Genomic DNA, 21,225 nt, shown 5'->3' with positions numbered 1-21,225 from the left:
TCCAGTCTATTCAAATGATGCATGGAGCGCCGAAGCGCACCCGCGAGGGTCGGTGTTAACCGACCGACCCTTCCAGCGAGATCGAGATCAGCTTCTGCGCTTCCACCGCGAACTCCATCGGGAGCTGCTGGAGCACGTCCTTGACGAAGCCGTTGACGACGAGGCCGACGGCTTCCTCCTGGGAAAGGCCGCGCTGGATGCAGTAGAACAGCACGTCCTCGGAGATCTTCGAGGTCGTCGCCTCGTGCTCGAACGTCGCCGAGGAGTTCTTCGCCTCGATATACGGCACGGTGTGCGCGCCGCATTTGTCGCCGATCAGCAGGGAATCGCAGGCGGTGAAGTTGCGCGCGCCGGTCGCTTTGCGATGCGCCGTCACGAGGCCGCGATAGGTGTTCTGCGATTTGCCCGCCGCGATGCCCTTGGAGATGATGCGGCTCGATGTGTTCTTGCCGAGATGGATCATCTTGGTGCCCGAATCGACCTGCTGGAAGCCGTTCGAGATCGCGATCGAGTAGAACTCGCCGCTGGAATTGTCGCCGCGCAGGATGCAGCTCGGATACTTCCAGGTGATGGCGGAGCCGGTCTCGACCTGGGTCCAGGAGATCTTGGAGCGGTCGCCGCGGCAGTCGCCACGCTTGGTGACGAAATTGTAGATGCCGCCCTTGCCTTCCGAATTGCCGGGATACCAGTTCTGCACCGTCGAATATTTGATCTCGGCGTCATCGTGCGCGACGAGCTCGACCACGGCCGCGTGCAGCTGGTTCTCGTCGCGCTGCGGCGCGGTGCAGCCTTCGAGATAGGACACGTAGGAGCCCTTGTCCGCGATGATCAGCGTGCGCTCGAACTGGCCGGTGTTGCGCTCGTTGATGCGGAAATAGGTCGACAGCTCCATCGGGCAGCGCACGCCCGGCGGCACGTAGACGAACGAGCCGTCGGAGAACACCGCCGAGTTCAGCGTCGCGTAGAAGTTGTCGGAGGTCGGAACCACCGAGCCGAGATACTTTTGCACTAGCTCGGGATGCTCGCGGATCGCCTCCGAGATCGGCATGAAGATCACGCCGGCCTTCTTCAACTCCGCCTTGAAGGTGGTGGCGACCGAGACCGAATCGAACACCGCGTCGACCGCGATCTTGCGCCGCGCCGGGTCTTCCTCGCCCACCTTGGGCTCGACGCCTTCGAGCATGGCGACTTCCCGCAGGGGAATGCCGAGCTTCTCGTAGGTCTTCAGGATCTCCGGATCGATCTCGTCGAGCGAGGTGATCGACTTCTTCGGCTTCGGCGCCGAATAGTAATAGAGGTCCTGGAAATCGATCTTGGGATAGTCGACGCGCGCCCAGGTCGGCTCGGTCATGGTCAGCCAGCGCCGATAGGCCTCGAGCCGCCACTGGAGCATCCAGGCGGGTTCGTTCTTCTTTTCGGAGATGAACTTGACGGTCTCTTCCGACAACCCCTTGGGGGCCTTGTCGGACTCGATCAGGGTCTCAAACCCATAACGATACTGATCGACGTCGATGCGCTTCACGCGCTCGACCGTCTCTTGCACGGCTGGCATTCTATCCTCCGCTCGCGGTTTCAAGGACCGCGGTGGATCAAACTCGGACGAGTATTACGATGTTTTCTGGCCGAAAGCACGCGCTTAGAACCGTTCAAGCCGTGTTTCGTCGCTTAGTCTCTAAGTAGGGTATTACCGAGCTTTCGCCAAGCCTCTAACGCCCTATTGATGTCGTCCGGTTCTGTAGACCAGCCCAGACTGAGGCGCACCGCTCCCTGGGCCACGGCTGGATCGAGTCCCATGGCGGACAGCACGTGGGACGGCTGGACCTTGCCCGAGGAACAGGCGGAGCCGGAGGAAACAGCGATGCCTTCGAGGTCGAAGCCGATCACCGCGGTTTCGGCCTTCAGGCCGTGGGCGGTGAACAGAATGGTATTTGGTAACCGCTCTGTGTCGTCAGAGAAGATCGTCGCTCCAGCAATCGCCCGGATGCCATTTTCCAAGCGATCTCTGAGGGTTGCCATCCGCTTCGCATCCTCCGGCAAAGCCTGAAGCGCAGCCTTCACCGCCGCGCCGAAGCCGGCAATGCCCGCGACATTCTCGGTTCCCGCGCGCCGGTTGAGCTCCTGCCCGCCGCCGCGCAGCACCGGCTCCAGGCCAGCGAGCCCTTCGGACACGACCAGCGCGCCGATACCCTTGGGGCCACCGATCTTGTGTGCAGAAAAGGTCGCAAGGTCCGCGCCTACCGCGTTAATATTGAACGGAATTTTGCCCAGCGCCTGGATCGCGTCGATATGCAGAAGGCCCCCGGCGTCGTGAACGATCCGGGCGGCTTCCGCGACCGGCTGGAGCGCGCCGGTCTCGTTGTTGGCCGCCATGATCGAGACCAGGGCCGGCGGGCCGTCCTTCAGCAGCGCCTTGAGGTGGTCGAGATCGACCACGCCGGCGCGGGTCACCCTGATATGACCGACCTTGTCCGCCGGGAACCGGCCACCCGCCAGCACCGAGGCATGCTCAACGGCGGAGACCAGAAGCCGCTCGACAGGGCCGCCGGATGGCCCCCGCAGACCGGGCGACAGCGCCAGCGCATTGGCCTCGGTTCCGGCGGAGGTGAAGATGACGTTCCGCGGCAACGCCCCCACCGCCGCGGCAAGCGTGACGCGAGCCTCCTCGACCAGCCGCCGCGCCTGTCGCCCCTCGGCATGAACCGAGGACGGATTGCCGATCAGGTCGAAGGCAGCGACCATCGCCGCCCGCGCCTCGGGGCGCAGCGGCGTGGTCGCATTCCAGTCGAGATAGACGCGGCTTGGCATGGCGCCCTCTTAGCACCTTTTATCATCGCGCCAATCGCGAGCCGTCGCAGATCAGGCCGGCTGTTGCCGCGCAATCCCCGCCGCGGAACGGGACTCCATTCGCAATCCGAACAGCGGCCGTAGCCAGGCGATCCGGCGCGCGATCTCGTAGCTGACCAAACACGTGAGCGCGGTGCCGGCAATCACGATTGCGGCCTCGCTTCCGGCTGACAGCCCGCTGTCCCGCAGCGCGTGCGCAATCACGATAATCGCGGTCTGATGTACGATGTAATAGGGAAAGATCGCATCGGTCAGATAGCGGCGCACGGGGCTGTCGGCCGTCAAATGGCGTCGGGCAAAGCCGAGCACCGCCGCCATCGCCAGCCATTGGTAGCAGCCATAGACCGAGCCGGCGAACCAGCTCAGCATCGGCGACCGCGGGAACAAGCCGGCATAAACGAGGACGAAGGCGGCGAAGCAGGCGGCTGCAAGCGTCAGCGCCACCCACCGTTGCCGCTCGATGTCGCGCCAGGTGCTGTTCTCGCGCGCGAGCAGGAAGCCGATCAGAAACGCGGTCGCATAGTCTGCGTGATTGTACCAGTCGCCGAACAGCGCATGGGTCGACGGGAAGATTGGCGAGAGAAACAGCCGCCAAGCTGCAAACAGCAGGCACGGCAGCAACAGCAGCCATGGTCCGGCGAGCGCGGCCGCCACCCTCTCGCCGATCCAATCCGCGGCTGCCGGCCACAACGCCAGCACGCCGACCGAGACCATGGTGTAGATCCAGAGATAGACCACGAACCAGAGATGGTTCCAGGTCGGCTGTACGATGCAGGGGTTCGGACAGAATTGCGAGCTGAACGCGAGGTAGTGCCGGATGTAGAAATCGACGAAGCCTTCTGGATAGCCGAGGCTCTCGACGATCTGGAGGTAGGATTGCGGCGACACGATCACGAGCATGCCGAAGATCAGCGGGATCAAGAGCCGCGCCGACCGCGCGCGGGCGAAGGCGGCGAGCCGGTACTTTCCCAGCATGAAGCGGCTGGCGACCCCGGAGACCAGGAACAGCAACGACAGCCGCCAGGGATTGAGGAACAGCATTACGGGCTCGAGCCAGGTCAGCCGATGCACGCTCTTGATGTGAAATCCCCACGACACGTAGAGCATGCCGACGTGGTAGAAGATCAACAGCCCGAAGGCTAAAATCCGCACCCAATCCAGATCGATGCGCCGTTCCGAGATCGAAATTTGCTGCGGTGTTGACATGGTGTTCTGCTCCTTCACGGGACGACAAACGCGGTTTTCGGGCCATGGCTGACGGCCAAAATGCCCCCGAAACGAAGCGCGTCGAGACGGTTTGGGATCAGGACCGGGCGCGCGGGGACGAGGCGTCGGCGCCCGGGACAAGCGGTTGGCGCGGCGGGATCAGCGGCGGCGATTGGACGATTTTCGGTGCGATCGCGGCCGTCGCGTTCGCCATCGGAATCGTCAATGCACTCTCCGGCGCGCAGGACGCCGCCTGGCGCGGCGACAGCTATGACATTGGCCGGCGACTGTTCTGGGAACTGTCGAGCATCATCGTCATCCTGCTGCTGGTGCCGATCCTGGTGCTGGCCGTCCGGCGCATGCGCCAGCCACGGGGGCTGGCGATACGCATCGCAATCGCTGCGGTCGCCCTGCTCGGCTTCTCGGCCCTCCACATCACCGGAATGGTCTGGGTCAGGAAGCTCGCGCTCTGGCTCGCGGGAAGCGCCTACGACTTCCATTTCTCGCTCGCGGTGATCCTGTACGAGTTCCGCAAGGATGCCGTGACCGCTTCGCTGCTCGGAGCAACACTCTGGCTGATCGAAAGCCGACGAGAGCTGAGGAAGGCCGCGCGCGCGGCGATGTTTATGCCTGCCGCTCCACTGGAGCAGCCGCCCCCCGGTTTGATCTGGCTCCGGGACGGCGCCAGCCGTATTCGCGTCGCACCGCGCGACATCCTGTGGGTCGCCTCCGCCGGCAATTACATCGAATACAGCCTCGCCGACGGCACCCAGCGCCTGATCCGCGGCACGCTCGCCGCGACCGAAAACGACCTCGCCCGCTTCGCCATCGTGCGCGTTCACCGGACAAGGCTCGCCAATCTCGACCGGGTGCGTGGCGTGGAGTTCAAGCCGTCAGGGGATTTCGAGCTCACCTTCGACACCGGGCAGACGCTGGGAGGCAGCCGCCGCTACCGGCCCGCGGTCGCCTCGCTCGGAGACCGCACCGCCTTGTGTGAATCGCCTCCGAAGGCGCCCGACAGCCGATAAACAATCGTGATTCCAATTGGTTGTCGGCGCAATGGCGCTCCCCGTCATCACCTTGTTCGATCTCGGCCGCTGTTGGCGTGACATGCGGACGACAGGTTAAGCTCTTGAGCCCATTGCGATATGTCGAAGATGCTTGCTTTTTGACCCACGCCTCATGTTAGAACGCGCGCGTCAGTTCACCGCGCGCCGCTCGCGCATCATCCGAGGGCGCCACCGCTTCCTTCCATTCGCGCTTTCGTCGGCATCACTGTCGATGAGGCCACAATCGGTTGATTGCCAAGGACCGCTTCTCCACGGAATCAACCAAGAGATCATCGATGCCTGAAGTTATTTTCGCCGGCCCCGCCGGCCGTCTCGAAGGCCGCTACCACCCGGCCAAGCAGAAGAACGCGCCGATCGCGATGATCCTGCATCCGCATCCGCAGTTTCACGGCACGATGAACCATCAGATCGTGTACCAGTGCTACTACGCTTTCGCGCACCGCGGCTTTTCGGTGCTGCGCTTCAATTTCCGCGGCGTCGGCCGCAGCCAGGGCTCGTTCGACCACGGCACCGGCGAATTGTCGGATGCGGCGGCAGCGCTCGACTGGGCGCAGACCATCAACCCCGAAGCGCGTGCCTGCTGGGTCGCCGGCTTCTCCTTCGGCGCCTGGATCGGCATGCAGCTCCTGATGCGCCGTCCCGAGGTCGAGGGCTTCATCTCGATCGCGCCGCCCGCCAACCTCTACGACTTCTCCTTCCTCGCGCCCTGCCCGTCCTCGGGCCTGATCGTGCATGGCGAGAAGGACGCGGTGGTGCCGCCCAAGGACGTCAACACGCTGGTCGAGAAGCTGAAGACGCAGAAGGGCATCGTGATCGACCAGCAGGTCATCCCCGGCGCCAACCACTTCTTCGACGCCAAGCTCGAGCCGCTGATGGAAACCATCACGGCCTATCTGGACATGCGTCTGGCGAACGTGCGCTGAGGCCCCAAATGGGCTCGTTCGTCGCCTTGCTGCGTGCCGTGAATGTCGGCGGCACCGGCAAGCTGGCGATGAGCGAGCTCAAGGCGATGTGTGAGGATCTCGGCTTTGCCGCCGTGCGCACCTATATCGCCAGCGGCAACGTCGTCTTCACCAGCCGCAAATCAGAAGCTGCGATCAAGAGCGCACTCGAACAGCGCCTCCATGCCTACGCCGGTGCGCCGGTTGGCGTGCTTGTGCGCAGCGCCGCCGAAATGGCGCAAGTCGCGACCGATAATCCCTTTCCGAAAGCCGCGCCCAACCGCACGGTTGCGATCTTCCTCGACAAGGCTCCGCCCGCGGATGCGCTGTCCGGGATTCGCGGCCAGAAGAACGAGGAGCTGCGCCTCGGCCGCCGCGAGATCTACGTCCACTATGGCGACGGCATGGGGACATCGAAGCTCGTCATCCCCGCCGCGAAAACCGGCACCGCGCGTAACATGAATACGATCGCGACGCTGGCCAGGATGGCCGCGGAGCTCTAGGCCAGCTTCAGCGCGGCGATCCCTGTCAGCACCAGCACGATACCGGCGATCTTCATTGCACTCAGGGTCTCGCCGAACAGCACCACGCCCATGACGAAGGTGCCGGCAGCACCAATGCCGGTCCAGACCGAATAGGCGACGCCGACCTCGAGCACCTTCAGCGCGCGTCCGAGCAGGAACACGAAGGCCGCGAGCAGCGCGAGCGACGCGATGCTCCAGCCCGGCCGCGTGTAGCCTTCCGCATATTTCATCGAGATCGCCCAGCCGACATCGAGCACGCCGGCGATCACCAGCATGAGCCAGGCCAATGATGGTGACATCGGTGCGGGCTCAGGCCGCGAGCTTGAGCAGGTGCGCGTCGTGGCGCACGAGGAAGGCGCGGAGCAATTGCGGATAGTCCGCGCCGACCGCGCTCCGCACGCTCGGACGCTTCGTAAGCTCAGTCCGCCACGCCCGCACCTTCGGCACATCTCTGAAGATGCCGAGCTCGGTCAGGTCGTCGAACACGTCGAAATAGCGGAAGATCGGGGCGAACACCGCATCGACCAGGCTGAACTGCGCGCCGGCGAAGAACGGACCTGTGCCGAGCGCAGCCTCAACCCGTGCGAACTTCGCGGCAAGCGCCTGACGCTTGCTCTCGAACGTCGCGGGATCGGTCGTCGTCTCCAGCCCCCAGAGATCGCCGAGGATCGCCGAACCGAACTCCATCCAGGCGCGGTGCTCGGCACGGCTCAGCGCATCCGCCGGATGCAGCTTCGCGCCCGCTTGCGTCTCCTCGATGTATTCGCAGATCACGTTGCTCTCGAACAGCGCGACCTCGCCCTTGTCGGTCGTCACCACCAGCACCGGCACCTTGCCGAGCGGCGACAGCGTGAGAAACCAGTCGGGCTTGTTGGCGAGATCGATGTCGACGCGCTCGAACGGCACGCCCTTCTCTTGGAGCGCGATCACCGCGCGCTGCACATAGGGGCAAAGCTTGTGGCTGATCAGTTTCAGCGAAGCGGTCATGGCCAATCCCGGCGGTTGGATGCAACTGCACCCATAATAGATGCATCTGCATCTATCCGTCAAGATCCATGCACTTGCATTAACCGACCTTGTTCTTTGGGCCTGGACCTCAGGGCCGCGCGATCACCCCGCCCGTCATCGGCATCGGCACGCCCGTGGTAGCCGGATAGGACAGCGGCAGGCCCTTCAGGCCACGCGCGGCGAGGAAGCCGAAGGCTTGCGCCTCGATGGCGTCGGAGGCCCACCCGAGGGCCTCGGCGGCCTCGACGGTGGCCGACCCCACCCGCTCCCGCAACATCCGCAGCATGGTGAGGTTGCGTGCGCCGCCGCCGCAGACGATCCAGCTCCGCGGCCGCCGCGGCAGCAGCGGGATGATGCGGGCGATCGCCGCCGCGGTAAAAGCTGTCAGCGTCGCGGCGCCGTCGGCCGGCGGCACGTCGCCAAGTTTCAGCGCGGCAAAATCGTTACGGTCGAGCGATTTTGGCGGCGGCAGCGCGAAGAACGGTAATTCCAGCGCCCGCGCGATCCAGGCCTCATCCGCCGTGCCGAGCGCGGCGAACTTGCCCTCCGTGTCGAACGCCTGGTTCATGGTGCGGTACATGAAATCGTCGAGCAGCGCGTTGCCGGGCCCGGTATCGCAGGCGATCAACGTGTCGTTGCCGTCGATATAGGTGATGTTCGAGACGCCGCCGATATTGACCACGACGATTGGTCCCTCGCGCTCCAGCGATTGTGCCAGCGCCCGGTGGTAGACCGGCACGAACGGCGCGCCCTGCCCGCCGGCCTCGACGTCGGCGGCGCGGAAGTCGTGCATCACGGGGATATGGATCGCCCTGGCCAGCGCCGGCGCGTCGCCGATCTGCACCGTCAGCCGCTTCTCGGGCCGATGCAGCACGGTCTGGCCGTGAAAGCCGACGATGTCGATGTCCTCCGGCCTCATCCGGTTCTGGGCCACGAAGGCGGCGACGGCTTCGGCATGCGCCTGCGTCACTGCGCGTTCGGCCTCGGCCAGTATCCCCGGCCGGGCATCGCGCCGCGTCAGGTGCACGGCCTCGCTCAGCGCCTGGCGCAGCAGGTTGCGCTCGACCGGGCTGTAGGGCCGGTAGCCGGACGGACCGAACGCCTTCACTTGCTTTCCGTCGGTTTCGATCAGCGCGACATCGACCCCGTCCAGCGAGGTGCCGCTCATCAAACCGAGTGCCGTCAACATCATGGATCAGCGTCCTCAGTACCCCCCTCTGGCATGCCGATCTTGTGCCAGAGGGACACATCTTATAATGCCACAGCGCCAAGTGGCGGGCAGCAATCGAGTTCCCACGGAAGACCGTTAAATTGCTCCCGAAACAGTAAACCAAGAATTGTCAGGCACGCCGACAGATGACTGCATTTAAATCGGATTTCCTCAATATCCTGCAGGAACGTGGATTCATCCATCAATGCTCCGATTTCGAGGGGCTGGACGCGCTCGCCGCCAAGGGCGAGGCCACCGCCTATGTCGGCTACGATTGCACCGCCCGCTCGCTGCATATCGGCAACTACCTGACCATGATGATGCTGCACTGGCTCCAGCAGTCCGGCAACAAGCCGATCACCCTGATGGGCGGCGGCACCACCATGGTCGGCGATCCCTCCGGCAAGGACGAGACGCGTGCGATGCGCACCGTCGCCGAGATCGAGGCCAACAAGGAATCGATCCGCGGCGTGTTCGCAAAGGTGCTGCGTTACGGCGACGGCAAGAGCGACGCCATCATGCTCGACAATGCGGAGTGGCTGACCAAGCTGAACTGGATCGAGATGCTGCGCGACGTCGGCCGGCACTTTTCGGTCAACCGCATGCTGACCATGGACTCCGTCCGGCTGCGCCTCGAGCGCGAGCAGGAGATGAGCTTCATCGAGTTCAACTACATGGTCTGCCAGGCCTACGACTTCGTCGAGCTCGCCAAGCGCACCGGCTGCAAATTGCAGATGGGCGGCTCGGACCAGTGGGGCAACATCATCATGGGCGTCGACCTCGGCCGCCGCATGGGCACGCACCAGTTGTTCGCGCTGACGACGCCGCTGCTGACGACGGCCTCCGGCGCCAAGATGGGCAAGACCGCGCAAGGCGCGGTGTGGCTCAACGCCGACCAGTTCTCGCCGTACGACTTCTGGCAGTACTGGCGCAACACCGAGGACGCCGACGTCGGCAAATTCCTGAAGCTGTTCACGACGCTGCCGATGAGCGAGATCGGCAAGCTCGAGGCGCTCGGCGGCTCGGAGATCAACGAGGCCAAGAAGGTGCTTGCGACTGAGGCGACCGCGCTCTTGCACGGCCGTGACGCAGCGAATGAGGCGGCTGAAACCGCGCGCCGCACCTTCGAGGAAGGCGCGCTCGCCGAAAGTCTGCCAACGGTGGAAATTCCGCGCGGCGAGCTCGACGCCGGCTTCGGCGTGCTCAACGCCTTCGTCAAGGCGGGCCTCGTTACGTCCAACGGTGAGGCGCGGCGCCAGATCAAGGGCGGCGGCCTGCGCGTCAACGACGAGCCCGTCACCGACGAGAAGATGGCGCTCTCGGCGGCCCATCTGACGCCTGAGGGCGTGATCAAGCTGTCGTTCGGCAAGAAGAAGCACATCCTCATCAAGCCTGCATAGGCGTATGAGCTTTTCGCTGCTTGTCAGGGCGCGCCGAAGCGCGCTCCCTGACCGGCAATGGATCAGAACACGCCCAGGGAGTCGCGCAAGGATGGCGTCGCGGCGACGCCGGAAGGCGCCGTGCGCGTCGCACTCACCGTGCTCGCACTCTGCTTCACGCTGGCCGTGCTGGGCCGTGGGCTCGGCGACAGCTTTACGGTATTCCTGAAGCCGATCTCGGAAAGCTTTGGCTGGGACCGCGCACAGATCGTCTCGGTCTATTCGCTCACATGGCTCGCGAGCGGTCTCACCGCCCCCTTCGTCGGACGGCTGTTCGACCATTCCGGACCGCGCATTGTCTATGCGCTCGGACTATCGCTGCTCGGCGCGGCATTCCTGATTGCGGCGCACGCACAGCACTTGTGGCAGTTCCAGCTCTCGATCGGCCTCTGCGTCGGCATCGGCGTCGCCTTCATCGGCATCGTGCCGAACTCGATCCTGCTCGGCCGCTGGTTCGGGCCGCGCCTGCCGACCGCGATGTCGGTGGTGTATTCGGCCATGGGCGGCGGCGTGCTGGCGCTGCTGCCGGCCTCGCAGCTGCTGATCGATCACATCGGCTGGCGCGACACCTACCAGCTGTTCGGCTTCGCAGCATTGGGCCTGCTGGTGCCGCTGCTGCTGCTGCCGTGGCGGCTGTTCGCCACGGGCTCGCCGCATGTGGTGAAGAGGACCGATCCTGACTTCATCGACAACGGCTGGACGCTTCTCGGCGCGATGCGCCATCACGCCTTCTGGGCGCTGTTCTCGACCTTCTTCTTCACCGCCGTCGGCATGTACGCGATCGCCGCGCAGATCGTGGCCTATCTGATCGACGCAGGCTTCCCGCCGCTCCAGGCCGCGACGGCCTGGGGCTTCTCCGGCGTCGTGCTTGTGTTCGGCATGTTGGGGGTCTCCGCGCTCGACGGCCTGATCGGGCGCAGGCCTTCCGTGCTGTTGAGCTACGCGATCTCGATCCTCGGCATCGCCCTGCTCTGGCTGCTGCAATACGTCCCCAACATCCTGGTGCTCAGCGGATTCGTCGTCTGCTTCGGCAACATGATGGGCTCGCGCGGCCCGCTGATCAGCGCGACCGCGATGCGGATCTTTCAGGGCAAGCGGGTCGGCACGATCTACGGCACCATTTCGATCGGCAGCGGGCTGGGCTCGGCGTTCGGCTCCTGGAGCGGCGGCCTGATCCACGACGCGACGCACGGCTACAACGCGTTGCTCGCCTTCGCACTTGCGAGCGTGGTGCTCGGGATGATTCCATTCCTGGTTGTCCCCGCCTTGCGGCGGTAGGTATGTCCGAGGTAACCTGCACCCCTCCGCGCCACCGGGAAATTACGGGCTCGCGCGACATGGCCACCCGCGAATAATCCGAACTCGCCGGGCTCTGCGGCGTTTTGTCCGACATGACGAAAAAGTCAGCGCGGATTCCGCGCCTACAGCTTGCAGGGTGGAACCGAATGCGATTCAAGTCGCTTGGGAATTGGATGGAAGGGCGCAAATCATGAACTTCAACTATCTCTCTCGCTATCAACCGGCTCTGCTGAGCCTGTTTCGTTTCATCACCGGACTGCTGTTGTTCCAGTACGGCATCGCAAAACTGTTCAAGTTTCCGGCGCTTCCCTACTTCGCCGACATTCCGCCGCTGATCTACGCGGCCGGCGCGCTTGAGCTGGTGCTCGGCGCGGCCCTGATGCTCGGCCTGTTCACGCGGATCACGGCGTTCATCCTGTCGGGCGAAATGGCCTTCGCCTACTTCATGGGCCACATGCTCAAGACCGGCTCGCCGGTGTTCCTGCCGCTGCTCAATGGCGGCACCGCCGCGATCCTGTTCTGCTTCGCCTGCCTCTATCTCTCGGCAGCCGGGGGCGGCTCGATCAGCGTCGATGCCGTCATGGGCAAGGAGAGCGACGCATCCGGCGAGGCCTACGCCCGGCGCTGACGCGCCCGCGGATCAATCCGCAAGCAGGACGGCACCCGCAGATCTGCCGGTGCCGTCCTAGCGCGCTCCCAGCACGTTCCAGATGAGAACGAGGGCCGCGACGAGCAGCACGGACATGATGATGCGATGAACGAATCGATTCATTGCAGGTCCTGCCAGGCTCCGTAGCCACCAAAGTCCAAGATCGATTTTTTCCAGCGCATGAACCGGTGCCTCCCGGCGCGTGGCGGTTTGCCTGCACGGTTGCGCACAAGCCTGCGAATGCCGTTCCGCGCGGCAGGCCGCCGCATGCCTCCATTCATGATTGGTAAGAACTTCATGCTACCGATGCGAGCAATAATAACCATTCCGTAGAGGCTGCGATGAAGCTGCTGAGTCATCTGAAGATCCGCACCAAGCTGGCCAGCATGGTCTGCCTCGCGGCGCTCACGGTCACGGCCATCATCGGGGTATCGACCGTTCTCAGCAAGAGCCGCATGATGGAGGACCGCGTCCAGCAGATGCGGACCGCGGTGGAGCTCCTCCACAACTACGCGCAATCGCTCCAGGACGAGGTGACCGCCGGCAAGCTGACGCAGGCCGAGGCCAAGGCCCTGTTCCACCAGCGCGGCCGTCGCATGAGCTTCAATAGCGGCCAGGGCTATCCGGTGGTCTACAATCAGGACACGTCCCTGATGGTGAACGGCGCCAATCAGCAGCTCGAAGGCAAGATCACGGGCGCCAAGGACTCCAATGGCGTGCTGATCGCCGACGCCATCCTCAAGGCTGCCGACCAGGCCGCGCCGGGCGGCGTGACCTCCTATCTCTATCCCCGCCCCGGCCAGACCGAGCCGGTCCGCAAGACCGTGTTCGCGCGCAAATTCGCGCCCTGGAACGTGACCATCAGCTACGGCCTCTATGTCGACGACATCGATGCCGACGTGCGTGCCTTGACGCTGGAGCTCGCCGTCATCGGCGTCGGCCTGATGCTGCTGATGGCGACACTGTCCTGGCTGATCGCCCGCGACGTGCTCGGCGCGCTCGACCGCCAGAAGAACCGCATGCAGGCGATTTCCGAGGGCGCCATCGACAAGCCGGTCGAGGAGACCGGCCGCGGCGACGAGATCGGCCGCATGGCCGAGACGCTCGAAGTGCTCAGGCAGACCGCGCTCACGGCGCGCAACCTCGAGGCCGAGCAGGTCGCCGCCAAGACCCGCAACGAGCAGGAGAAGCGCGACGCCCTGATCGCACTCGCCGACCGCTTCGATGCGTCCGTCGGCCAGCTCGTCGGCCTGATGGCCTCGGGCTCCGGTGAACTCGAGACCACCGCCAAGTCGATGTCGTCCACCGCCGAAGGCACCAACCGCCGCGCCGCATTGGTCGGCTCGGCCGCCACCGAAGCCAGCCAGCGCGTCCAGACCGTCGCGGCCGCCGCCGAGGAGCTCTCCTCCTCGATCACCGAGATCAGCCGCCAGGTCGCGCAATCGGCCGAGGTCACCGGCCGCGCCGTGGACAACGCCCGCCGCACCGACACCATCGTCCGCGCACTCTCGGACGGTGCTCAACAGATCGAGCATGTCGCCGAGCTGATCTCCAGCATCGCGGCGCAGACCAATCTGCTCGCGCTCAACGCCACCATCGAGGCCGCGCGCGCCGGTGAAGCCGGCCGCGGCTTTGCCGTCGTCGCCTCCGAGGTGAAGTCGCTGGCAAGCCAGACCGCCGAGGCCACCCGCGAGATCGGCGACAAGATCGCCCAGATCCAGGGCGCGACCAAGGAGGCCGTGGACGCCATCGGCGGCATCACCGCCACCATCGAGGAAGTCAGCCGGATCGCCACCTCGATCGGCGCGGCCATCGAGGAGCAAGGCGCCGCCACCGCCGAGATCGCGCGCAGCGTCTCGCAGACCGCGGAGGCGACCAAGGAGGTCACCACCAATATCGGCGGCGTCAGCACCGCGGCGAACGAGACCGGCAACGCCGCCGGCATGGTGCTCGCGGCGGCCAGCAGCCTCTCCAAGCAGGCCGAGCAGCTCTCGGGCGAGGTCGGCACCTTCCTGGCAGGCGTGCGCGCGGCGTAAGTTTCCGGACGCCTAAACCTCCGCATTCGTCATGGCCGGGCTTGTCCCGGGCATAACGAGCTATTCAAGCTTGTCGCTAGCGCCGCGCGAGGCTGCAACCGCTCGACAGCGGCCTTGCTGACCCCGTCGGGCTGTCGCCGGATTGTGCCGACGGCAACTGCTCGTCGAACGGCGTGTTCTGCTTGCCGGTGTTGAATTCGAAGATCTTGCGGAACAGGCCGGGCGCCATCGCCGAGATTGGATTGACGCGCATCACGGGCGCGGCCGGCGTGCCGACGACCTCATAGGTCACGCCTATCAAGCCCTCGTTGTTGCCGCCGCCGAGGAAGATGCCGAACAACGGGATCTGGCCGAAGATGTTGTTGACGCCGTACATCGGCACGAAGGTGCCGCTCATGCAGACCTGGTTGCCGGGATAGTCGATCGAGCCTTCGATGGTGCCGCCGATCATCGGTCCCTTGACGACGCCGTCGCGGATCGTGAGCGCGCCGTTCTGCCGGGTGAACTCCGCTCGCAGCGCCGTGAAGGACACGCCGCTCTGCGCGCCATTGGGACCGCCCGCCGCCACGCGATCGAGCTGATCCATTCCCTTGACCGTGAAGTCGCGCACATTGATCAGGCCTTCCCTGGTCGTAGGCTCTGACGTCGGCGGCTCCATTGCCACCACCATCTGGCCGCCGAAGACCTTGTTGGTGGTGTCGGTGAAGCGCAGCAGCGCGCCGGCATCGTTGGTCTGGAGATAGATCACCTCGCGGGCACCCTGGGCGCGGCCGCCGCGCAGATCGGCCGCCACCGGCGTGTCGCGGCCGATCTTGCCGCTCAGCGTGAAGGCTTTGACGGCGCCGCTGCGCCGCGACATCTTGGCATCGACGCTGCGCATGGCCTCGCCGTTGAATCCGGCGACGGCGCCGAGCTTCACGTCGATGTCGAAATCGACGTTCTTCATCTTGCTCTTGGCATCGTCCTTGGAATTGCCTGAGATCGCCGACTTCAGGAAACCGCGGCCGTCGAACACGTCGCCGCGCATCGTGCCGCGCACCACGCCGTCCTGGCTGCGCTCGACCTTCAACGACGCCTTGTCGCCGTCGGATGGCGCGTAGATCGGGAAGTTCGCGTTCATGAGGTCGCCGTTCGGGTCCACCTCGAGCGAGCCCTTGATCGAGGCGCCGCCGCCTTCGATGACGATGTCCTCGAAGCGCGTCGATTGCGCGGTCGGCACCACCTTGAAGCTGGCCTTGCCCGACTTGCCCGGCAGCTTGACCCAGCCAGGCAGGATGTTGTCGAGCTTGACCGAAGTCAGGTCGGCCTCGACGCCGAGCTTGGTGGTCTGGTCCGCGCCGCCCGCGATCTTGCCCGAGAGCTTGATCGGCAACGAGCCACTGACGGCCGGGCTGAGATCGAAGCCGAGACGCGCGCGGCTCGCATCGTCCAGCGTCGCCTGCAGGCGGACGTCGGCATCGCCCTCGGCCTGCTTGCGATAGTCGAGCGAGGCCGCCTGCCCGTTGATCTTGACGTCGCCCTTGACCTGGTAGCCCTGGTTGCTCGCGACGATCTTCAGATTGTTGGCCTCCAGCTTCTGGTTCATCACCAGCTTGTCGGCGGCAAAGCCGTTGAGATCGGCGGTGACGGCGTAGGTGGTGTCGGCCTTGGTCAGCTCGCCCTTGACCGGCAAGCCGAGCTGGATGTTCGCCGAGAACGTTCCCTTGCTGGTGTTGGGATCGACGACGGTCGCCGACAGATCGCTCAGCCGGTCATTGGCGAGCATTTCGGCCGCCGCAGGCACGGGTCCGTCGACGCGAAACCTGGTGCGCGAGGGCGAGGGTTTGGGTGCCATGTCCGGCACCTCGAAGACGAAGTCGGAGATCGTGACCTTGCGGCCGGCGGGCGTGTCGGCAATGCCCTGCCCGATGCTCACGGTGGCGGTGCGCCCGGTCACGCGCGCCTTCAAATCGGCATCGTGCACGACAGGCATGCCGTCCACCGGGCGGACCGCGACGCCGCTCGCCACGATGTTGACCGAGAGGCCGTCGTCGGGAATGGGCGGGCCCTTCCGTGGAAGGTTCCTGGTCGGCGAATTGACGCCGATCTCGATGCGCTGGAGCGTGCCGCGCTCGATCCGCTCGATCACCCATTCGCGCAATTCCGGAACGACGAGCGTCGGCCACATCCGCTTGAGCGCGGAAGCCGACATCGGCGTTCCCGCAAAGCCCAGCGTGAGCCGCGGCTCGCCGGAATAGTCGATGGCGCCGGTGCCGGCGACGCCGATCTCGCCATTGCTGATATCGGCCTGCGTCAGCAGGAGGCGCTTGTGGTCGGTATCGAAGCGAAGACCGATCGCAATGCGGTTGAAGACGAGCGGCGGCTCGTTGTCGATGCCGCCCAGGAGGATCGAGCCGCCGCTGAAGCCGAGCTGCCAGTCGTTGATGCTGCCGTTGGGCGGCTCCAGATGCGCCAGCAGCGTCAGGCGGTTCGCACCCGAGAGAATCTTGAACGGTGCGACCAGCACGCGCCGATTGGAGTCCCACTCGACATTGATCTCGGCCGAGTCGATCGCCATCGGATAATCGGGCGTGTCGGTGTCGATGATGTTGCCCGCGCCGACCGTGATCTTGCCGCGGAAGAAGGTCGGCACGCCGTCGCGGCCGAGCTCGCCCTTGAGCTCGCCGGTCAGCGGCAGGTCGGCGGTATAGGTGAGATCCTTGACCCGTAGCGCCAGCAGGATGTTGGCGGTGGAAACCTTGTCGGCGCGGATGTCGACCGAGCGCACGCCGTTCTCGGCGGGACCGATCGTGGCACGCAGCGACCATGGACGCGCGCCCTCCTCGCCGAGGCTGAGCGCGACGCCGCCGCGGCTCGGCCGGCGCAGGCTGAGCGTGATGTTCTCGAACGTCCATTTGCTGCCGCGCTGCTGATCGTCGACGATCAGATTGCCGTTCTTCAGACCGATCTCGTTGAGGTTCTGGCCGTCGAGGCCGGTCATGCTCAGGCTGTCGAGCCAGTCGAGGCCCTGGAGAATGCCGCTCTGCGCAGTCGCCTGAGGTGCCGCCTGGGATGCGTCGGGGCTTGCAGGCGCGGTCGCGAACGGCGGCGGCGGGACACCGTTGCGCGGGAATGTCGGCGGCAGGCCGGCATCCTTCTTGGAGGCCACGCCGGTTGCCAGCGGTTTTGCGGTATCACCGGCCGACACCGTGACGGTCCCGTCGGGCGCGATGCGGATCGCAAGCTCGGCGTCGACGAGATTGAGGCTTTCGGCGCGCAGGTGCCCCATCAGCAGACCCGCACCCGACAGCTTGACCTCGGCCTTCGGCGCAGTGGCGACGATGGCGTGGTCGTGGTCGCGAACGACGATGTCGCGGATGCGCACGGCGATACGGATCCGCCCGGCCCGCTCGATCTGTGTGCCGCCGACCTCCACGGTATTGCCGTGGCCGATGTTGTCCTCGATCGCCGCTGCAAGCCAGGGCGTTGCGATGTCGAGATTGATCGGACCGGTCCCGAGCCGCCACCACAGCGCGCCGAAACAGCCGACGAAGATGACGGCCAAGGCGCCGACGACGATAGCCAGCCGCTTCAGCCAGCGATCGGCCGCCAGCCAGCGGCGCACCGCCCCAAACCCGTCACCGAAGCGATGGAAGCCCGAATTGGAACGCGACAACAGCCGGCGCGCACGATAGCCCGCCGCCGCTTCCTGATCAGGGTCCCAGTCGGCATCGTCCCATTCCTGCGGCTCCGAATGACCGCCGCGCCGATCGAAATCCCGATTGTAATCCTGGGGCGACTTATTCCTTGCCATTGCCTCTCGATACAGGCGCCCATCGTGGGATTGAGCGCCGCCGGGACCGCAGCCGTCGACCGGGAGCGAACGCCCCTGCGCCGGCGTTGCCGCCATACCTCGAATATTCCTGCTGTTCGTCATTTCGCCCCGGGAGCGCGTTCAACGAGCAGTGGGGTGGTGCGTGGAATTCCTTGTAACCATACTCCGGCGTCGTCAGACTTGCCCAGCCGAGGGCGCGAGTCCGGTACACCGGACGAGAGCTGCAATACCGCTTTGGTTGACCCGCCGAAAGCGTCGAAAGGAAGGCGTATGTCCAAGAAATCCCAAAAGAAATCGTCCAAAACGCCCTCCGGCACGACAGCGGCAAAAAAGAAGGCCTCGAAAACCCGGGCAGCGACTCAAACAAAGTCCGCGAAAACACAGCGGACACCGGCGAGCAAATCAACCGGGAGCATAGCAAAAGCAGCATCGCATGGCGCCGCATCGAAACAGTTAAATTCCTCCAGATCGGCCCCTGCGTCTGCGGCCAAGCAGGTCCTGGCCGAGGGGCAGAAGGCCCCAGCCTTCCGCCTGCCCCGCGACGGCGGCGGCGCGGTCACGCTGTCGGATTATGCCGGCCGGAAGCTCGTCCTGTTCTTCTACCCCCGCGCCGATACGCCCGGCTGCACCAGGGAGGCCATCGACTTCACGCGCCTGGCCGACGCCTTCACCGCGGCCGGGACGGCCGTGATCGGTATTTCCGCGGATTCGTTAAAGGCCCAGGAGAAATTCCGCGACAAGCACAGCCTCGGCATTCCACTGATCTCGGACGAGAAGCACGAGATGCTGGAAGCGTATGGCGCCTGGGGCGAAAAATCCATGTATGGCAAGAGCTTCCTCGGGATTCTTCGCACCACGGTGCTGGTCGGAAGCGACGGCAAAGTGGCCAGGATCTGGCGTAACGTCCGGGTCGACGGCCATGCCGACCAAGTGCTGGAAGCGGCAACAAGTCTTTAACCAGACCTTTAAATACGACTGTTCCCGTTTCCGGAAAATTAACCATGACCGGCCCAGATTGCTGCGGCAATTAGGCCGTACGGACTCATCCGACCGGCGCGGGAGTGCCGATGTCGAAAAGTTCTGCCCAATACTCGCAGTACCCCCAACATCATCCTCACGACCACGGACGGGCCCTCCATCGCCGTCCAGCCGCCGCAGCAGCGGCAATTGCGATTCCCCTGCCCGCGACCGACGACGCCTACACCATCGTCCATGCCGGCAAGCAGGTGCGCTTCGGGCCCGTGGTGTTCTGGATCGTGGTCGGCACGGTCGTGCTGCTCGGACTCTGGTCGGCCGCGACCGCCACCTACTTTGCCTTTCGCGACGATGTCCTGACCCGGCTGATCGCCCGCCAGGCCGAGATGCAGTACGCCTATGAGGACCGCATCGCCGAACTGCGCGCCAAGGTCGATCGCACCACCAGCCGGCAGCTGCTCGACCAGGAACAGTTCGACCAGAAGCTCGACCAGATCATGAAGCGCCAGACGGCGCTGGAGTCCCGGGCCACGGCGCTCGGGGCCATGCCTGACGTGACAGGCTCGATTCCCCGTTCGACCCCGCAGCGTGGCGACGCCGGCCAGAGCACGACGCAGGGCACGCCAAAGCCGTCGCCGATCAGCGACACCGTGATCTTCGTGGCGCCGCCGGATCGCGAAGCGCGGCTCGAGTCGCGCGCGCCGGCGGTCATGGCCCCACAGGCCAATCAGTTCGCCAAGAACCAGGGTTTCGACAATGTCCTGGTCCGCCTCACCACCTCGCTCGATCAGGTCGAGCGTCGTCAGATGGCGGCGCTCAGCGCCGTCGAGGACGGCATGGATTCGCGCATGCGCCGGATGCGCGGCGTGGTCAGCGATCTCGGTTTGAACCTCGCCAGTCTCGAAGCCGCCGTGCCGCGGACCGCGATGGGTGGGCCGTTCGTGCCCGTCAAGCTGACGCCCAATGCCGGGCCGTTCGAGAAGCAGCTCAATCGCATCAACGTCACCCGCGCCGAGATGGACCGGCTCAATCGCACGCTGGCGCTGGTGCCCTATCGCAAGCCCGTCATCGGCGAGGTCGAGTTCACCTCCGGATTCGGCGTGCGCAGCGATCCGTTCCTGGGGCGGCCTGCAATGCATACCGGCCTCGACTTCCGTGCCGCCACGGGCGATCCGGTACGCGTCACCGCCAACGGCAAGGTGGTCTCGGCCGGCTGGTCCGGGGGCTATGGCCGCATGATCGAGGTCGATCACGGCAACGGACTTGCGACCCGCTACGGCCATCTCTCCGAGATCAACGTCAGGGTCGGCGAGATCGTGAAGATCGGCCAGGTCGTCGGTCTCGTCGGCTCGACCGGCCGTTCCACCGGTCCGCATCTGCACTACGAAACCCGCATCGACGGCGAAGCGGTCGATCCGCAGAAGTTCCTGCGCGCGGGCGTGCGTCTCAGCGCGGGCTAGAACGCGCCCCTGCCCTCATTGAACATTCGTGAGCGCTTCAGGCGCGAGGCTGACACGCCTTCAGGAAGAATTTGAGTCCTGCTTCGATCTCCTGCTCGATCGCCTCCTCCGTGAGATCGCTGAGGCCCAGTACAATCAGCAGCGGTAGTTCGCCGCGGACCAGGCTCAGGAATTGTTTGGCGGCTTCCATCGGATCGTCAAACTCCAAGACCTTCGCAGCCCTGGCTTCTTCGAGGAATTGAGCGAGCCGCCGAATCGTCGCCTCGGGTCCGCTTTCATAGAAGAGCCGGGCGAGCACGGGAAACCGACCGCTCTCGTTGGCTATGATGCGGACGAAGGCAACGTCCTTTCGATGGATGAAGGTGTGGAGGTATTGCCTGGCGAAATCCCGCAGCGCCTCAGACAGTCCGGCGGACAGTTTGGGCACCTGCAAATCGCGTTGCAGGCTCTCGCACTCCGCCACGATCAGCGAGGCGAACAAAGCCTCCTTGCTCGGGAAATACGCGTAGAGCGTGGCCTTCGACACGCGGGCGGCTTTCGCGATGGCGTCCATACTGGTTGCGGAAAAGCCCTGCTCGAGAAAAAGCTGCCACGCCGCTCGGATGACGATGTCCATCTTGCGGCCCGCTGGTGCGCTCTCCTTCTCGTGAACAGGATGGGCGATCGTTTCGATCAAGGGTGACTCTCCGTCGGCTCGCGAATCGGTGTCGTAGGCGTCAACGCGCACAATGGCTGCGTCTCAACAGCTTG

The 21,225-nt window shown here is 65.0% G+C and carries 18 protein-coding genes; 9 read left to right on the top strand and 9 right to left on the bottom strand.

Features of this window, described 5'->3' with window-relative positions; genetic code table 11:
• Nucleotides 1-55: 55 nt before the first annotated feature.
• The 3 genes from sufB to AAFG50_RS20520 form a co-directional block, all read right to left on the bottom strand.
• Nucleotides 56-1,552 carry a Fe-S cluster assembly protein SufB gene (gene sufB, locus AAFG50_RS20530; protein WP_011087111.1) on the bottom strand — a complete coding sequence of 499 codons (1,497 nt, stop codon included), beginning with the start codon at nucleotides 1,550-1,552 and terminating at the stop codon, nucleotides 56-58.
• Between the two features lie 113 nt (nucleotides 1,553-1,665).
• Nucleotides 1,666-2,805, bottom strand: a complete 1,140-nt coding sequence (locus tag AAFG50_RS20525; protein WP_342714209.1) for a cysteine desulfurase family protein — start codon at nucleotides 2,803-2,805, stop codon at nucleotides 1,666-1,668.
• A 51-nt stretch (nucleotides 2,806-2,856) separates the two neighbouring features.
• On the bottom strand, nucleotides 2,857-4,050 hold the full coding sequence (locus tag AAFG50_RS20520) for an acyltransferase family protein (protein WP_028171264.1): 1,194 nt from the start codon (nucleotides 4,048-4,050) through the stop codon (nucleotides 2,857-2,859).
• 44 nt (nucleotides 4,051-4,094) lie between these two features.
• Between AAFG50_RS20520 and AAFG50_RS20515 the strand changes: the two genes are divergently transcribed.
• From AAFG50_RS20515 to AAFG50_RS20505, 3 genes are all read left to right on the top strand, one after another.
• Nucleotides 4,095-5,078, top strand: a complete 984-nt coding sequence (locus AAFG50_RS20515) for a LytTR family DNA-binding domain-containing protein (protein WP_166466012.1) — start codon at nucleotides 4,095-4,097, stop codon at nucleotides 5,076-5,078.
• A 317-nt stretch (nucleotides 5,079-5,395) separates the two neighbouring features.
• Nucleotides 5,396-6,043, top strand: coding sequence for an alpha/beta hydrolase (locus tag AAFG50_RS20510; protein ID WP_008143006.1), 648 nt, complete (start codon nucleotides 5,396-5,398; stop codon nucleotides 6,041-6,043).
• 8 nt (nucleotides 6,044-6,051) lie between these two features.
• Nucleotides 6,052-6,564 carry a DUF1697 domain-containing protein gene (locus tag AAFG50_RS20505; RefSeq protein ID WP_028171262.1) on the top strand — a complete coding sequence of 171 codons (513 nt, stop codon included), beginning with the start codon at nucleotides 6,052-6,054 and terminating at the stop codon, nucleotides 6,562-6,564.
• Here the strand turns inward: AAFG50_RS20505 and AAFG50_RS20500 are convergent.
• The 3 genes from AAFG50_RS20500 to AAFG50_RS20490 form a co-directional block, all read right to left on the bottom strand.
• Nucleotides 6,561-6,884, bottom strand: a complete 324-nt coding sequence (locus AAFG50_RS20500; RefSeq protein ID WP_011087106.1) for a multidrug efflux SMR transporter — start codon at nucleotides 6,882-6,884, stop codon at nucleotides 6,561-6,563. The genes AAFG50_RS20505 and AAFG50_RS20500 overlap by 4 nt on opposite strands.
• 10 nt (nucleotides 6,885-6,894) lie before the next feature.
• A complete protein-coding gene (locus AAFG50_RS20495; RefSeq protein ID WP_028171261.1) occupies nucleotides 6,895-7,572 on the bottom strand; it encodes a glutathione S-transferase family protein in 678 nt (225 codons plus the stop codon).
• A gap of 109 nt (nucleotides 7,573-7,681) precedes the next feature.
• The gene (locus AAFG50_RS20490) at nucleotides 7,682-8,785 is read right to left on the bottom strand and encodes an anhydro-N-acetylmuramic acid kinase (protein WP_028171260.1); all 1,104 of its coding nucleotides are present in this window, start codon (nucleotides 8,783-8,785) and stop codon (nucleotides 7,682-7,684) included.
• 164 nt (nucleotides 8,786-8,949) lie between these two features.
• On the opposite strand from AAFG50_RS20490, the gene tyrS reads away from it, so the two are divergent.
• From tyrS to AAFG50_RS20475, 3 genes are all read left to right on the top strand, one after another.
• Entirely contained in the window at nucleotides 8,950-10,203 is a 1,254-nt protein-coding gene (tyrS, locus tag AAFG50_RS20485) for a tyrosine--tRNA ligase (RefSeq protein WP_028171259.1), read from the top strand.
• 57 nt (nucleotides 10,204-10,260) lie between these two features.
• Nucleotides 10,261-11,520 carry an MFS transporter gene (locus AAFG50_RS20480; protein ID WP_028171258.1) on the top strand — a complete coding sequence of 420 codons (1,260 nt, stop codon included), beginning with the start codon at nucleotides 10,261-10,263 and terminating at the stop codon, nucleotides 11,518-11,520.
• Between the two features lie 211 nt (nucleotides 11,521-11,731).
• Nucleotides 11,732-12,169 (top strand): DoxX family protein, encoded by a 438-nt coding sequence (locus tag AAFG50_RS20475; protein ID WP_028171257.1) that lies wholly within the window; start codon nucleotides 11,732-11,734, stop codon nucleotides 12,167-12,169.
• Nucleotides 12,170-12,309: 140 nt separating this feature from the next.
• Here the strand turns inward: AAFG50_RS20475 and AAFG50_RS20470 are convergent, their stop codons facing one another.
• Nucleotides 12,310-12,549, bottom strand: coding sequence for a hypothetical protein (locus tag AAFG50_RS20470; protein ID WP_129557569.1), 240 nt, complete (start codon nucleotides 12,547-12,549; stop codon nucleotides 12,310-12,312).
• On the opposite strand from AAFG50_RS20470, the gene AAFG50_RS20465 reads away from it, so the two are divergent.
• Complete coding sequence (locus tag AAFG50_RS20465) at nucleotides 12,532-14,226, top strand: methyl-accepting chemotaxis protein (RefSeq protein WP_028171256.1); 1,695 nt, start codon at nucleotides 12,532-12,534, stop codon at nucleotides 14,224-14,226. The genes AAFG50_RS20470 and AAFG50_RS20465 overlap by 18 nt on opposite strands.
• 76 nt (nucleotides 14,227-14,302) lie before the next feature.
• Here the strand turns inward: AAFG50_RS20465 and AAFG50_RS20460 are convergent, their stop codons facing one another.
• Nucleotides 14,303-18,115: a DUF3971 domain-containing protein gene (locus AAFG50_RS20460; RefSeq protein ID WP_028171255.1), complete on the bottom strand. Its 3,813-nt coding sequence runs from the start codon at nucleotides 18,113-18,115 to the stop codon at nucleotides 14,303-14,305.
• Between the two features lie 195 nt (nucleotides 18,116-18,310).
• On the opposite strand from AAFG50_RS20460, the gene AAFG50_RS20455 reads away from it, so the two are divergent.
• Together AAFG50_RS20455 and AAFG50_RS20450 are read left to right on the top strand one after the other, a co-directional pair.
• A complete protein-coding gene (locus AAFG50_RS20455; RefSeq protein WP_074076989.1) occupies nucleotides 18,311-18,997 on the top strand; it encodes a peroxiredoxin in 687 nt (228 codons plus the stop codon).
• Nucleotides 18,998-19,107: 110 nt separating this feature from the next.
• Nucleotides 19,108-20,475, top strand: a complete 1,368-nt coding sequence (locus tag AAFG50_RS20450; protein WP_028171253.1) for a M23 family metallopeptidase — start codon at nucleotides 19,108-19,110, stop codon at nucleotides 20,473-20,475.
• A gap of 37 nt (nucleotides 20,476-20,512) precedes the next feature.
• Here the strand turns inward: AAFG50_RS20450 and AAFG50_RS20445 are convergent, their stop codons facing one another.
• Complete coding sequence (locus AAFG50_RS20445) at nucleotides 20,513-21,151, bottom strand: TetR/AcrR family transcriptional regulator (protein WP_028171252.1); 639 nt, start codon at nucleotides 21,149-21,151, stop codon at nucleotides 20,513-20,515.
• Nucleotides 21,152-21,225 lie beyond the last annotated feature (74 nt).

This window comes from Bradyrhizobium sp. B039 (assembly GCF_038965675.1).
Taxonomy (GTDB): Bacteria; Pseudomonadota; Alphaproteobacteria; order Rhizobiales; family Xanthobacteraceae; genus Bradyrhizobium; species Bradyrhizobium diazoefficiens.
The sequence above is the reverse complement of the archived record's forward strand: the minus strand, read 5'-3'. Positions and strand labels throughout refer to the sequence as shown.

Excerpts from the sequence above, each read along its gene's own strand:
- AAFG50_RS20520 (WP_028171264.1), bottom strand. The coding sequence starts at position 4,050 with ATGTCAACACCGCAGCAAATTTCGATCTCGGAACGGCGCATCGATCTG.
- AAFG50_RS20525 (WP_342714209.1), bottom strand. The coding sequence starts at position 2,805 with ATGCCAAGCCGCGTCTATCTCGACTGGAATGCGACCACGCCGCTGCGC.
- AAFG50_RS20465 (WP_028171256.1), top strand. The coding sequence starts at position 12,532 with ATGAAGCTGCTGAGTCATCTGAAGATCCGCACCAAGCTGGCCAGCATG.
- AAFG50_RS20500 (WP_011087106.1), bottom strand. The coding sequence starts at position 6,884 with ATGTCACCATCATTGGCCTGGCTCATGCTGGTGATCGCCGGCGTGCTC.
- sufB (WP_011087111.1), bottom strand. The coding sequence starts at position 1,552 with ATGCCAGCCGTGCAAGAGACGGTCGAGCGCGTGAAGCGCATCGACGTC.
- AAFG50_RS20470 (WP_129557569.1), bottom strand. The coding sequence starts at position 12,549 with ATGACTCAGCAGCTTCATCGCAGCCTCTACGGAATGGTTATTATTGCT.
- AAFG50_RS20505 (WP_028171262.1), top strand. The coding sequence starts at position 6,052 with ATGGGCTCGTTCGTCGCCTTGCTGCGTGCCGTGAATGTCGGCGGCACC.
- AAFG50_RS20460 (WP_028171255.1), bottom strand. The coding sequence starts at position 18,115 with ATGGCGGCAACGCCGGCGCAGGGGCGTTCGCTCCCGGTCGACGGCTGC.
- AAFG50_RS20480 (WP_028171258.1), top strand. The coding sequence starts at position 10,261 with ATGGATCAGAACACGCCCAGGGAGTCGCGCAAGGATGGCGTCGCGGCG.
- AAFG50_RS20495 (WP_028171261.1), bottom strand. The coding sequence starts at position 7,572 with ATGACCGCTTCGCTGAAACTGATCAGCCACAAGCTTTGCCCCTATGTG.
- AAFG50_RS20515 (WP_166466012.1), top strand. The coding sequence starts at position 4,095 with ATGGCTGACGGCCAAAATGCCCCCGAAACGAAGCGCGTCGAGACGGTT.
- AAFG50_RS20475 (WP_028171257.1), top strand. The coding sequence starts at position 11,732 with ATGAACTTCAACTATCTCTCTCGCTATCAACCGGCTCTGCTGAGCCTG.
- AAFG50_RS20450 (WP_028171253.1), top strand. The coding sequence starts at position 19,108 with ATGTCGAAAAGTTCTGCCCAATACTCGCAGTACCCCCAACATCATCCT.
- tyrS (WP_028171259.1), top strand. The coding sequence starts at position 8,950 with ATGACTGCATTTAAATCGGATTTCCTCAATATCCTGCAGGAACGTGGA.
- AAFG50_RS20455 (WP_074076989.1), top strand. The coding sequence starts at position 18,311 with ATGTCCAAGAAATCCCAAAAGAAATCGTCCAAAACGCCCTCCGGCACG.
- AAFG50_RS20490 (WP_028171260.1), bottom strand. The coding sequence starts at position 8,785 with ATGATGTTGACGGCACTCGGTTTGATGAGCGGCACCTCGCTGGACGGG.
- AAFG50_RS20510 (WP_008143006.1), top strand. The coding sequence starts at position 5,396 with ATGCCTGAAGTTATTTTCGCCGGCCCCGCCGGCCGTCTCGAAGGCCGC.